Consider the following 12,066-nt stretch of genomic DNA (forward strand, 5'->3'; position numbering starts at 1 on the left):
GGGCTAACTTAGGAAGGACGTTTTGGTGTGAACGGCTACAGTTGCCTGCAAGGGCCTGATTCAAAGCCAGTTGCGGGTTGTTGTAGGAGAGCTTCTCCTCGCCTGTTAGGAGTTGTTGAGGTGCTGAATGTCCTGCCCTCTTAATCAAGTGCCTCGCACTGTATCGGAGGATCGGCGAAGGGAAAGTTTCACCTTTTGGGGTCTCAAGAGTTTTGGAGTCTCAAGAGGCCCTGCTCATCAAGACGAGTTTTGCGCTAATTTCGTTGAACCCTATGGGCGATATCTGCTTCGAGATTGACCCGAGCGATCGGCTGTTAAGAGGCGGGCAGGCTTGCCTAGAGCAGGCGAGGTTTTTGTCTGCGGATCTTTACTCTTTACAGGTTGACAGGTTGGCTCTATGGACATTGGCGAATGCAGGGATGGCGGTCGCTCTTTTCCCTCTGGCGTCTAGGTTCTCTTAGTCGCCTTTAGTTGTCTGTGATCAGGATCACGAGGAACTCAGCATGACTCAAGCAAAGGAATTGGTGAAGTCTGGTAAAACGGCTCTTCTCGAACCGGATTTGGAAACTCGACCTTCCATCCCTCTGGGCTCTGATCAGGACAATGGGGTGGACACGATCGAGATCGAACTGGCTGCCAGTGACACCGATGCTTTTGATGAGGAAGACGAAGAAGAGGAAGCCCTAGAAGAGGATGGCGAAGCTGCCAGTACCGGTACTAAGGGGCGCTCGAAGCGTAAAGCTGCCAGCAAAAAGAAGCACTACACCGATGACTCAATTCGGGTCTATCTACAAGAAATTGGACGTATTCGGCTATTGCGAGCGGACGAAGAAATTGAACTGGCCCGCAAAATTGCTGATTTATTGGAGCTCGAGCGGATCCGGGAGGCGATTTACGACCGCATGGGCCTCTGGGAAGACCCGGAAGAGGTGCCAGATGCCCTCTGGGCCGAAGAAGTGAAGATGGCGTTGCCGGATTTTCGGCGGCGGCTGCATCGGGGGCGGCGGGCCAAAGAGAAGATGGTGCAGTCCAACCTGCGGTTGGTGGTTTCCATCGCCAAGAAATATATGAACCGGGGTCTGTCTTTTCAGGACTTGATTCAAGAGGGATCCCTGGGTTTGATTCGGGCGGCAGAGAAATTTGACCACGAGAAGGGCTACAAGTTCTCCACCTACGCCACCTGGTGGATTCGGCAGGCCATTACCCGTGCCATTGCCGATCAATCCCGCACCATTCGTCTGCCTGTGCACCTCTACGAGACCATCTCCCGCATTAAAAAGGTGACCAAGTTGCTTTCCCAGGAATTGGGTCGCAAGCCCACCGAAGAAGAGATCGCCACCCGCATGGAGATCACTATCGAGAAGCTGCGGTTCATCGCCAAGTCAGCTCAGCTACCCATTTCTTTGGAAACCCCCATTGGCAAGGAAGAAGATTCTCGCCTGGGGGACTTTATCGAATCGGATGGGGAAACCCCCGAGGATCGGGTGGCTAAGGTGCTGCTACGGGAAGATCTCGAAAGTGTCTTAGAAACCCTCACCTCACGGGAACGGGACGTACTCAAGTTGCGCTACGGCTTGGATGATGGCCGCATGAAAACCCTGGAGGAAATCGGGCAGATCTTTAACGTCACCCGTGAACGGATCCGGCAGATCGAGGCCAAAGCACTGCGAAAACTGCGGCACCCCAATCGCAATAGCGTCCTAAAGGAGTACATCCGCTAAATCATCCGTCTTTATGGATGCAACTCACTCCCGCCTAACCCTAACTGCCTTCTATCTATCGGGAGAGGGCGGATCTGCTGGGATAGGGGAAAGGCTGCTGCTGGATATAGTGGGGGCGGATTTTTCTGGAGGTTGGTTGATGGTGGCGCAACCGCAAATCAGCAAGCCTCACTCCCTTGACTATCCAGATAGTGACGGTCAGCCGATCTTTTGTGGAACTTGCTCAACAAGCTGACCAGGCAAACCAACGAGCCGATGGCGCAAGAACTACAAGCCCTAAAAGCGCGTTTTGGGCTATCGGAGGAGATTTTTGGGGTTTTGGTATAACAGTATCCTCCTGCTTGAGGTGGCCCTGCTGAGGCATAGTTAAGGTGAACGAACTGACACCTTGTATCACCTCTTGTTTCTCTAGAAGGGATCCCACCATGAACCCCACGACCCAACACCAGTTGATGCTCAAAATTGTGGCTGGCTCGGCCTGGGCCGATGGACACTTAGAACCCCAGGAATCGGCCTATCTCGGATCCCTGCTGCGGCGATACAACCTGGAGCACGATACTGAACTGCGGGAACTCTTTCAGCAGCCCATCCCAACCGAACAGACGGAACTGTGGATGGCAGATTATTTGACGCAGGCTACTGAAACCGAACGGATGCAATTGTTGGGGGCAATTGGCAACCTACTGATCGCAGACGACAATGTCTCACCGGAGGAGCACAGCCTTTTAGACGACTATCACACTCTGATGGCCGGGATCCCGGCACGACCAGAATCAGCCCCTAGCTTAGTGAGGAGTATCGGGCAATTTTTCCGGCGGATGGCGAAAGCAGTATCCGGCTGACAGAGAGGGGGCTGAGGCATCGAACGATTCCATTCCCGGGTAGCACAGAGTTGCTCTTTGCCACCAGGGCTTACAGCCTTTTCCAGCGATACATACTACAGCCGATGCAGGCCAACCCCTTGTCCGACAAGAATTTCTTCTTTATCTTGTGTCGTCTATGAAGTCGGAAAAGGCTGTAACGTTTCCGAGCAATCCCAACAGTGACATCCTCTCGACGCTATGCAGGCTACGCCAAAACTCTAGGACTCGCCGCCAGCGGCAAGCTTTACTGCGTGGGACGGATAGCCCTCTGAACCCCCTCAAAAGTTAAATTTCTCTAAACCGCAGGAAAATCTCCAAAACCGTAAGATACGATACAGACATAGGATAAATCGTTCATCTCTGTGGTCGGCTCACCATTCATCTGGGGCTACGCAGAGACGGAAGTAGGGATCCCCCCGAAGGAACGCGCCTCAACTTAATCGCGCCATTTTCCCTTTGGCGTCATGTTTCAACGACATCAGATTCAACCATTCGTTGATGGAGGCGACTTATGAAACTCTCTTTCCGTGGCAACAACTTTGACTACGTCCCCGCTCATACTCAGCTCAGCGATGAAGAATTACAGGCTCAATATCGCGGCCAAACCCTGTTGGTACACCACACCAGCAAAAACGCGATGCCTCACCCCAATCAGCCTTTGATCTACCGGGGTGTGAACTACTGAGGTAGGCGATTCTTCAACTTCTTGGTGTTCTGAGTTAGAGATCTTCTAAGGATCAAGCGGCCCCATTGGGGTCGTTTTTTGGGTCAAATTCGGTATTTGCCACTCAACCCGCACTTAGGACAAGGATGTCAACCTAGCCAGTGAAAATCTTCGAGGTCGATGTCTTCATCGACCAGCTCCTCACCTTTGCTATGCACGGTGTTGGGGATGGATGTGGGAGTTGACTGGCCTGTGGTGCGGGGCTTGGTGACAAAAGGCGACTCAGTAACGCGATTGGGAGCCAAACCCTTCAAAAAGAAATCCACTGTATCCTTCTTCAACCAACCATTCAAGACAATCACCGCGCCGATGCGCATACCGTTGATGTGTTGTTCTCGAACCGCCTGTTGCACTTGCAAAGGTGTCAGTAGACCCGCAGCTTGCAAACATTCCCCCAGAGGCATTTTGTCGGGGCGATTCAGCAAGGCTGGCCACTGCTCCACCAAAAAATCTACGGTTTCTTGTTTAACCCAGCCGCGGGTAACCAAAATTTCGCCAAACCGTACCCCGCAATAGGACTGATCCTGCAGAGCAACCTGGACTTGGGCTTCCGTCAGCAAGCCAGCCTGCACCAATACCTGGCCAATCATCTGTGCGGAAGGTTTCTCAGAGGTCATCGGAGGGCCAGAGGGGAAAGTCACGGGTTTGAACCTCAATGAATCATGAAAAAGGTTGGAACCATCATAACTAGACTCCCTCAAGATGAATAGGAATGGGTATCAACATTTTTGAAGTGAGCGGATTCTTCTGTGTTTGCCGGTTTGCCCAAGCGGTTCAAGAGGGGCTCAGCTCAGGGACAGGGTGCAGCTTGAGAGGGATTCGGGTGATAATGGCTTTAGCAACTTGCCCTACTGGAATCCTCTGTAATGGAAGCGTTTTTCGAGTTTCTCTGGTCTGCTTCGGCCATCTTGTTGGTTATTTTGGTGCTGCTGCACAGCCCGAAAGGAGATGGGTTGGCAGGCATTGGCGGGCAGGCCCAGTTGTTCTCCAGCTCCAAAAGTGCTGAACAAAGCCTCAACCGCATCACTTGGACGGTGGCCACCCTCTTTCTGTCCATTAGCGTGGTGTTGGGGGCAGGTTGGCTCTCGGCAGCCACAGGCCAATAGAAGAGGCCGCACCCTCGTGGCGGTGATCTACCTGCATGGGTTCGGCTCGGGGCCGAAATCTACCAAGGCGGCCTTTTTTCAGCGGCGATTGCAGCAGATAGGGATCCCGCTCCTGGTGCCGGATCTGAACCAGGGTCAGTTTTCTCAGCTCACCCTTACCCGTCAAATCCAACAAGTATCCCAGCAGCTCGCAGAGTACGCTCACCCTCCTGTGACCCTAATTGGCTCCAGCTTGGGGGGGTTGGTGGCGGCTTGGGTTGCCGAGCAACAGGCTTGTGTGCAGCGTTTGGTGCTCTTGGCGCCAGCCTTTGGGTTTTTGAGCCATTGGTTGCCCCGGCTGGGAGCCGAGGCCGTAGAAGCCTGGCAAAGAACCGGATCCCTATCCGTCTTTCACTACGGGGAAGGTCGTCCACTGCCTCTGGAGTACCAATTTGTAACCGATGCTCAGGGCTATCCCGATGGAGCGTTACAACGGCCTATACCCACCCTGATCCTGCACGGGATCCGAGATGAAACCATCCCAATTCAGGCTAGCCGCAATTACGTGGCGCACCGCCCCTGGGCCCAACTCATGCCTTTGGAGAGTGATCATGCTCTGACAGATGTGCTGGAGCCGATTTGGCAAGCCAGCAGCCGCTTTTGTGGGTGGATCGACGCCCCCCGTGAGACAGGGCAGAATTGAGCCGGGTCCCCATCACCGCAGGCGCTTTTCATGCAATCCTTTGTCAGCCTCTTCTTCGATATGGACGGGGTGATCGTCGACTCCGAGCCCATCCATGCGCAGGCGGGGGCGATCGCCCTCCAACGGTGCAATCTTTCGATTGATCTGGATCCCATCTCCCTCCAGTTCAAGGGCCGCACCGACTGGGATATGTTCGCCTACATCGTCGAGCAGTTTAGCCCAGACGATGACCCTCCGGGTCGTGCAGAGTACGAACGCCGTGCTGAAGTTCAACGCCTGATTGACGAAAAGGCCACCGTGTTTCACGAGCTTTTAGAGGAGGTTCCCCTGGTGCCGGGGGTGCTGGAGTTTTTGGCCGCCAGCCGTCAGCAGTTTTCAACTCTGGCCCTGACCACCTCCGCCACCCGTCGGGATCAAGAACAGATTTTCAATCGTTTTGGCCTGCACCGCTGGTTTGATGGGGTGATCACCGCCGAGGATATTCAACGGGCCAAACCTGACCCAGAGCCTTATTTGAAAACCGCCGCCATCTTAGGCTTGGATCCGAAGCTATGTCTGGTGATCGAGGATTCCACCAACGGGATCCGCTCTGCCAAAGGGGCCGGATGTTTCGCAGTGGGTATCACCACGTCTTTTCAGCCAGAAGACTTGCGCCAGGCTGGGGCCGATGCGGTGGTGCAGAGCTTTGTGGAATTGGCGGAGCTGCTGAACTTGCCGATGTAAAAGTTTAGGGATCCCGGTTGAGGGTGTGGAAGTACCCTGTTGACTTGTTTGTCTTATTTAGTATAAAAATTAGCTTGTAGTAACCACCTTCTTTAAAAAAAAGAAAAGAACATGACCTTTGCCCAAGAACAAGAGGGATCCTTAACACAACCTCTCACTTGGCTCCGGTAATAATATGTGAGAAAACAAGAGTGAGAGATCCGACCTGTGCAAAGCGGCGACTTACTGGGTACCGTCCTACTAGTGGATGACACCCTGGAAAACTTGGATGTGCTGGATGAGTTGCTCTCTGAGCAAGGGTATGAGGTGCGTCGAGCCATCAATGGTTCTATGGCGCTGCGAGCCGTGGAAGCTGATCCGCCGGATCTGATCTTGCTAGACATCATGATGCCGGAGATGGATGGCTACCAGGTGTGTGAGCAAATCAAGAAAAATGAGGCCACTTGGGATATCCCGATCATTTTTATTAGTGCCCTCAGCGATGTGTTTGATAAGGTGAGGGCTTTTCAGGTGGGGGGTGTTGATTATCTCAGCAAGCCCTTTCAAACAGGAGAAGTGCTGGCTAGCGTCAAGACCCATCTGAACAACGCCTATTTGCAAAAAGAGCTGCAAATGCAAAAAGAACGCTGGCAGCAACGGGATGAGGAAGAACAACAACGCAGTGTTTCTCTAAAATTACAGCGGGATTTAGAGCGGAAACGGGCCGAACAGTACCTAGAGCGGATTATGGTGTTGGAAGATCGCTTACGTGAGTTAGGGTTGGATCCTGAACAACTATGAGCAAGGCTACGGAAGGTGCCACTCCCTAATACGTTAATACTTTCGTTCCTGCGGGGTAAATCGGGTGATCACCACCGGGCGATAGCTAATCTGGGGGGATCCCTCTCGAAAGGCGGCCAAGGTGTGGCGCAAAAACTGTTGATCATCCCGCTGGGGGAAGTCTTCCCGCGCATGGGATCCGCGACTTTCCCGCCGTTGCAAGGCGCTGTGCAGAATTAGGGATCCGACCGTGATCAAGTTATCCAGCTCTAGGGCTTCGATCAGCTCGGTATTCCAAGCGTTGCTCTGATCATCCAACCGTAGCTGTTGGTTGTAGCGCTGACGAATGTGTTGCAGTTGCCGGATCCCTTCCTGGAGGACAGATTCGGTGCGGTACACCCCACAGTGTGTGGTCATGCAATCCTGAAATTGCCGCCGTACCGTATCAATACGGCTATCCCCCGATTTTTCCAGGAGCTGACTGATTCGTTCAGTTGCCTGCTGGAGCAGGGATCCCTCATCCAGCTTCGGCAAGGACTGCCCTTTAACCGCCTCCACCAGCGCAGCCCCTGTCCGTCGTCCGTACACAATGCACTCCAAAAGAGAGTTGCTCCCCAACCGATTCGCCCCATGCACCGAGACACAAGCAGTTTCACCAGCAGCAAAAAGCCTCTCTACCGGAGTTTCCGGATCCCGCAACACCTGACCCTCGACCGTCACCGGGATCCCACCCATGCAGTAGTGCACCGTAGGCCGCACCGGGATGGGCTCTACCACCGCGTCAATGCCCAAGTGGCGATGGGCCTCTTCCCAACAAAAGGGCACCCGGCTGTGAATTTTTTCTGCCCCCAAATGGCGCAAATCTAAGTAAACATAATCTTTCCCGGCAATGCCCCGCCCGGCCCGCACCTCCGTTACGATCGCCCGCGAGGTAATATCCCGCGGGGCCAACTCCATACGACTGGGAGCATAGGAGGCCATGAAGCGCTCCCCCTCGTTGTTGATCAAATAGGCCCCTTCTCCTCGCACAGCCTCTGAGATCAGCACCCCCACCGGATACAGGCCCGTCGGATGAAACTGTACAAACTCCATATCCTGGAGCGGCAACCCAGCCCGCGCCACCATCGCCATACCATCCCCCGTGGAAGCGAAGTCGTTGGAGGTGGAGTTGTAAATGCGCCCGTAGCCGCCTGTAGCCAGCATCACCGCCTTGGCCCGCACCACCTCTAGCTGCCCGGTGGCCAGCTCCAGCATCACCACCCCTTTGGCCTGGTTCTCTTCCAGGATTAGCTGCAGCACGTACCATTCACTGTAGAGCTTCACCCCGAAGCGTTTGAGGTTATTCACCAATTCGTGCAAAATGGCGTGCCCGGTTTTGTCAGCGGCATAACAGGTGCGATGATGGCTGTGGCCCCCAAAAGCCCGCTGGGCAATTCGACCATCCGGCAAGCGGGAGAACAACACCCCCAAATGTTCCAGATCGATGATCACTTGCGGCGCTTCTTGGGTCAGGATCTCCACCGCATCTTGATCCGCCAGATAATCGGATCCCTTAACGGTATCGAAGGCGTGAGCCTGCCAAGAATCCTGTGGGTCAACATTTTGTAGGGCTGCGGCAATGCCTCCTTGGGCTGCTACCGAGTGGCTGCGAATCGGGTGAGTTTTGGCCACCAGTGCCAGATTGAGGCTGGGATCCCGTCGCAAGGCTTCCAAAGCAGCCCGACAACCGGATAATCCCCCACCGATGATGACAATGTCGTGTTCCAGCATGGATGCAAACTCAAAAAAGCCCCCTCGCGGGTCTTCCAATTATGGCCGCCTCCAATGGTTCTCTCAAGCAACCTGGACTCAACAGGGCATGGCTCATCCCTTGAGATCCTCCTCATCCAACACCTGACCAAAGCGGAGACGATTGCCATCCGGATCCCGTAAATGAATTTCTCGCACACCCCAGGGTTGGGTGATGGGGCCGAGATCGATTTGGGCACCCCTGCTTCTAAACTCCCTAGCCAAGGGATCCACCGCCGAAACGTAGAGGTAGATCAGCATGCCGAAAGCGCTTTCGGGGTGTTCGGTTAAAAACAGTCGAATCGGGCCCCGACCCATCAACACCAAGCGGGGGAAACCGGGTTCAAATTGGTGTTCCCATTCTTTAGTAAAGCCGAGGGCACCACAATAAAACTCGCAACTGAGTTCCGCCTGTCGAATTTGGAGGACGGGAACACAGCTCAACAGTTCAGACGACCCCTCCATGTCCCACCCTCCTGTGCCGTTTGAGGTTCTAATCTTTCTACTCTTGAATATAGAGCTGATCCAAATTCCACAATGGCCCTAGAATTGGTCGCGGATCCACCCCTTCAACACGGTTGCGTACCGCCGAGAGCACAAGGGGGTTAAAGGTGCCAATTTGAGGCAGTTGTTCCTGGATAATGATTTGAAACTGGTCGTAAAGCGCTTTGCGCTTCTCAAACTCTAGCTCTCGTACCCCCTCAATAAAAATGCGGTCAATCTCCCGTTCCCAGTCATAAATCTGAACGCCTTCAGCAGGGTTATTGGGCAGATCCCCCAGGTTAAACAGGTGTAAGCGGCCATCGCTACGCCAAATGTTGGAGCCATTGTTGGGCTCAGTCCCCCCCCCGCCAAAGCCTAGTAACAGGGTTTCCCAATCGCGGCTATCGGTGCGTTGAACCAGGGTATTGAAGGCAATTGGGCTGAAGTCCACCGTCATGCCGATCCGCTCCAGATCCGCCTTGATCAGGGCTCCCGTTGCTTCCCGCTGGTTGTTGCCGGCGTTGGTGATCAGGGTAAAACGCACTCGGTTGCCCTCGGGATCCCGGAGATTGCTCTCGTTGTCGTAGGTGTAGCCGGCCTCCAGCAGCAGTTGCCGGGCTTTGTCGGGGTTGTACTCGTAGGTGGGCAGTCCTTCTTCTGGGCTGAGATAAAAAGGGTTAGCCGGAGAGAGCACCGATTGCTGGATTTCTCCCAATCCTTGTAACACACTGTCCACATAGGATTGGCGATTCATGGCATGAGCCACAGCTTTGCGAAAGGCCAAGTCATTAAACCAGCGACTTTTGATCGGATCTACAAAAGGTCGCCCAGTTTGGGGGTTACGGGCCTGGCTCAGGTTGAATGCGAAGAAATTGTTGTTCAGGGTGGGGCCGAGATCGTAGATGGTGAACTGATCCCGTTCTTCTTCTCGCTTCAGCAATTGAAAATCGCCCCCCCGCACCGCCACCCAATCCGTCTCGCGGGAGCGAAACTGCAACAGCGCCGTATCCTCAGAATCGACAATGCGCAGGATCAGTCGTTCAATGCGCGGGATCCCTTCCCCTTTCCAATAATAAGGATTGGGCCGATAGACCAGCCGCTGCCCAGGGATATATTCCTGCAACACGTAGGGGCCCGCCCCCACCAGCTCCTCTACCGGCGTATCAATGCCCCAAGTTTGCAAAAAAAGCGGGTTACCCTGGCTATCCACCTGCTCGACAGTGGACTCCAAAATGTGCTTGGGCAAGATGGGGGATCCCGCCTGAATCAGGAAAGGGGCAAAAGGCTCGGGCAGCACAAACTCCACCCGCCGTTCATCCAGAGCTCGCACCTGGGGCAACGCCCCCGACTCGCCAATCCGCTTCACATCCCGCGCAGAAGTGGGGATCCGCTCATCGAAAATGATGCGATTGAAGGTGAAGTCCACATCGGCTGCTGTCAGAGGTTCTCCATCCGACCAACGTAAGCCCTCCCGCAAGGTAAAGACATACCGCAAGCCCCCGTCAAACACATCCCAGCCTTCCGCCAGCTCAGGTTTGGGCAAGAGAGTCTCTTCATCGAGGGTGACCAGCCCGTTTTCAAAGTAGGTGATGGCGTCGCGGCTGGAGCTTTCGGCGGCTAAGTAGGTATTGAAGGTTTTCGGGTCGGAGGTGACCGTGCCGATCAGGTGGGGCTGGGTCGGGGCCGCACAAGCACTCAACCAGAGGATCCCCAACCAGAGGATCCCCAACCAGAACATCCCTCCCCGCATTTTGGGGGTTCTGCCTTCTACAACCGCCATCCGTTTGTCCCCAACCCTGTGCTGGGCCTCTAGTTTGGCATTAACCCCCTACTCGGCGGCCAGCAACAAGGCCACTGCAAAGGCCGCGATCGCCTGGCCTTCTCCCACGGGACCGAGTTTTTCGTTGGTGGTTGCTTTAACCGCCACCTGCTGGGGTGAGATCTGCATGGCTTCTGCCAGACGGGCCTGCATGGTGGGAATGTGGGGTTTGAGTTTCGGTTGCTCGGCCACCACCACCGTGTCGATATTGCCGATTTGCCAGCCCTCTTTGCCCACCAATTGCACCACCTGCTGCAACAGCAGAATACTATCCGCCCCTTTCCACTGCTCATCTTCAGGGGGAAAGTAATAGCCAATATCCCGCAGGGCTGCCGCCCCCAGCAGGGCATCCATAATTGCGTGGGTGAGCACATCGGCATCGCTATGGCCCAAAAGCCCTTTTTCGTAAGGGATCAGGATCCCTCCCAGGATCAGGGGGCGATCCGGTACCAACCGATGAATGTCATATCCCTGCCCAATCCGCACCGCCTTCCGCCTCCTTTATGGGGTTGTGTTCAGGATACTCTGACCCACAAGGGATCCCATCCTGCAAAGGTGCCCAGCCCGCTTGCCAAAGAGCTCGATTTTTCAAACTGGCGGCATTCACCCAGATGCGAACCTGGGGATCACAAACCGCCTCAAGCTCAGCAAACACCAGCCCGCCTTCCCCCTGCTGACGTTCTTTCACCTGAAAGTGTCGCCAGCCCAGCATAGGGCGTACCGATGTCCATTTGGAGCCCAGCAGGTGAGGAAAACGCTGTTTGTGGCGGGATTTTTGGCGAGCCATGGGACGGAGTGCGCGGAGTAAGCTACAGCTTTCCAGAAACACTCACTGCAGCCAATACAGACTCATCTCTTGCGTAGCAAGGATCCTGTTCAGCCTCAAGTTTTACATGAAATCGCAGAAAGCTGTAAGCCTTCCACTATGATCAAGGAGTCTACTCTTCCCTCCACCAGCCTATCCAACTATGGGGCAATACTTGCAAATGCGTTGGGCTTCTTTCTCTGAGCGGATCTTAAGAGCAGGCCTTGTGCTTCTGTTCATAGCTTCCTTTGTTTTGGCAACTGGATTGCCGATGTTGGCAGCTACAGGCCCCACATTATCGGGTAAACTCACCGGCCCAGAGTGGTTACAGGTGGATCCCGAGGCCAAACAAGCGTTTTGCCGCAAAGCCTTTCAAACCTTTCGCGCTTCTCCTGCCCAAAGTTACATCATCAGCTCTAATGTACAGGCCCTGACTCCGGAAGGGTTGTGTCAGCGGTTAGATCAGTTTTATCAGTACGCCATCAACGACGAAATCCCCATCAACCAGGCGGCCAATATCGCTCCATTGCTGTTCTCAGACTTACCCCTAGAGCAGCCCTGACTCTTCTAATCTTCTAATCAATTAATCAATG

At 54.4% G+C, this 12,066-nt stretch carries 14 protein-coding genes and 1 riboswitch; of the genes, 8 read left to right on the top strand and 6 right to left on the bottom strand.

Going from position 1 to position 12,066, the window contains the following annotated elements:
* The first annotated feature begins 503 nt into the window (after positions 1–503).
* The 3 genes from rpoD (at position 504) to L1047_RS14840 (ending at position 3,269) form a co-directional block, all read left to right on the top strand.
* Positions 504–1,721 carry an RNA polymerase sigma factor RpoD gene (gene rpoD / locus L1047_RS14830; RefSeq protein WP_235279777.1) on the top strand — a complete coding sequence of 406 codons (1,218 nt, stop codon included), beginning with the start codon at positions 504–506 and terminating at the stop codon, positions 1,719–1,721.
* A gap of 425 nt (positions 1,722–2,146) precedes the next feature.
* Entirely contained in the window at positions 2,147–2,563 is a 417-nt protein-coding gene (locus L1047_RS14835) for a tellurite resistance TerB family protein (RefSeq protein ID WP_235279778.1), read from the top strand.
* 370 nt (positions 2,564–2,933) lie between these two features.
* Positions 2,934–3,015: riboswitch (Glutamine riboswitch) on the top strand.
* Between the two features lie 80 nt (positions 3,016–3,095).
* On the top strand, positions 3,096–3,269 hold the full coding sequence (locus L1047_RS14840) for a DUF4278 domain-containing protein (protein WP_235279779.1): 174 nt from the start codon (positions 3,096–3,098) through the stop codon (positions 3,267–3,269).
* A gap of 128 nt (positions 3,270–3,397) precedes the next feature.
* On the opposite strand, the gene L1047_RS14845 is transcribed toward L1047_RS14840, so the two are convergent.
* Entirely contained in the window at positions 3,398–3,925 is a 528-nt protein-coding gene (locus tag L1047_RS14845) for a hypothetical protein (RefSeq protein ID WP_235279780.1), read from the bottom strand.
* Positions 3,926–4,174: 249 nt separating this feature from the next.
* Between L1047_RS14845 and secG the strand changes: the two genes are divergently transcribed.
* The 4 genes from secG to L1047_RS14865 all read left to right on the top strand — a co-directional run bounded on the left by secG (position 4,175) and on the right by L1047_RS14865 (position 6,599).
* Entirely contained in the window at positions 4,175–4,414 is a 240-nt protein-coding gene (gene secG / locus L1047_RS14850; protein WP_235279781.1) for a preprotein translocase subunit SecG, read from the top strand.
* Positions 4,415–4,430: 16 nt separating this feature from the next.
* Positions 4,431–5,096 (top strand): YqiA/YcfP family alpha/beta fold hydrolase, encoded by a 666-nt coding sequence (locus L1047_RS14855; protein ID WP_235279782.1) that lies wholly within the window; start codon positions 4,431–4,433, stop codon positions 5,094–5,096.
* A gap of 30 nt (positions 5,097–5,126) precedes the next feature.
* Positions 5,127–5,819: an HAD family hydrolase gene (locus L1047_RS14860; RefSeq protein ID WP_235279783.1), complete on the top strand. Its 693-nt coding sequence runs from the start codon at positions 5,127–5,129 to the stop codon at positions 5,817–5,819.
* 207 nt (positions 5,820–6,026) lie between these two features.
* A complete protein-coding gene (locus L1047_RS14865; RefSeq protein ID WP_235279784.1) occupies positions 6,027–6,599 on the top strand; it encodes a response regulator in 573 nt (190 codons plus the stop codon).
* A gap of 33 nt (positions 6,600–6,632) precedes the next feature.
* Here L1047_RS14865 and L1047_RS14870 read toward each other — a convergent pair whose 3' ends face one another.
* The 5 genes from L1047_RS14870 to L1047_RS14890 all read right to left on the bottom strand — a co-directional run bounded on the left by L1047_RS14870 (position 6,633) and on the right by L1047_RS14890 (position 11,455).
* Positions 6,633–8,348, bottom strand: a complete 1,716-nt coding sequence (locus L1047_RS14870) for a succinate dehydrogenase/fumarate reductase flavoprotein subunit (protein ID WP_235279785.1) — start codon at positions 8,346–8,348, stop codon at positions 6,633–6,635.
* 93 nt (positions 8,349–8,441) lie between these two features.
* Positions 8,442–8,831, bottom strand: coding sequence for a bleomycin resistance protein (locus L1047_RS14875; protein ID WP_235279786.1), 390 nt, complete (start codon positions 8,829–8,831; stop codon positions 8,442–8,444).
* A 37-nt stretch (positions 8,832–8,868) separates the two neighbouring features.
* Positions 8,869–10,629 (bottom strand): ABC transporter substrate-binding protein, encoded by a 1,761-nt coding sequence (locus L1047_RS14880; protein ID WP_235279787.1) that lies wholly within the window; start codon positions 10,627–10,629, stop codon positions 8,869–8,871.
* A gap of 48 nt (positions 10,630–10,677) precedes the next feature.
* Positions 10,678–11,154, bottom strand: coding sequence for a 2-C-methyl-D-erythritol 2,4-cyclodiphosphate synthase (gene ispF, locus L1047_RS14885; RefSeq protein WP_235279788.1), 477 nt, complete (start codon positions 11,152–11,154; stop codon positions 10,678–10,680).
* Positions 11,132–11,455, bottom strand: a complete 324-nt coding sequence (locus L1047_RS14890; protein WP_235279789.1) for a TIGR02450 family Trp-rich protein — start codon at positions 11,453–11,455, stop codon at positions 11,132–11,134. The genes ispF and L1047_RS14890 overlap by 23 nt, the downstream gene beginning before the upstream one ends.
* A 289-nt stretch (positions 11,456–11,744) precedes the next feature.
* Here L1047_RS14890 and L1047_RS14895 point away from each other — a divergent pair, with 289 nt between their 5' ends.
* A complete protein-coding gene (locus L1047_RS14895) occupies positions 11,745–12,035 on the top strand; it encodes a hypothetical protein (RefSeq protein WP_235279790.1) in 291 nt (96 codons plus the stop codon).
* Positions 12,036–12,066 lie beyond the last annotated feature (31 nt).

The sequence above is a fragment of the Synechococcus sp. Nb3U1 genome (assembly GCF_021533835.1).
Classification (GTDB): domain Bacteria; phylum Cyanobacteriota; class Cyanobacteriia; order Thermostichales; family Thermostichaceae; genus Thermostichus.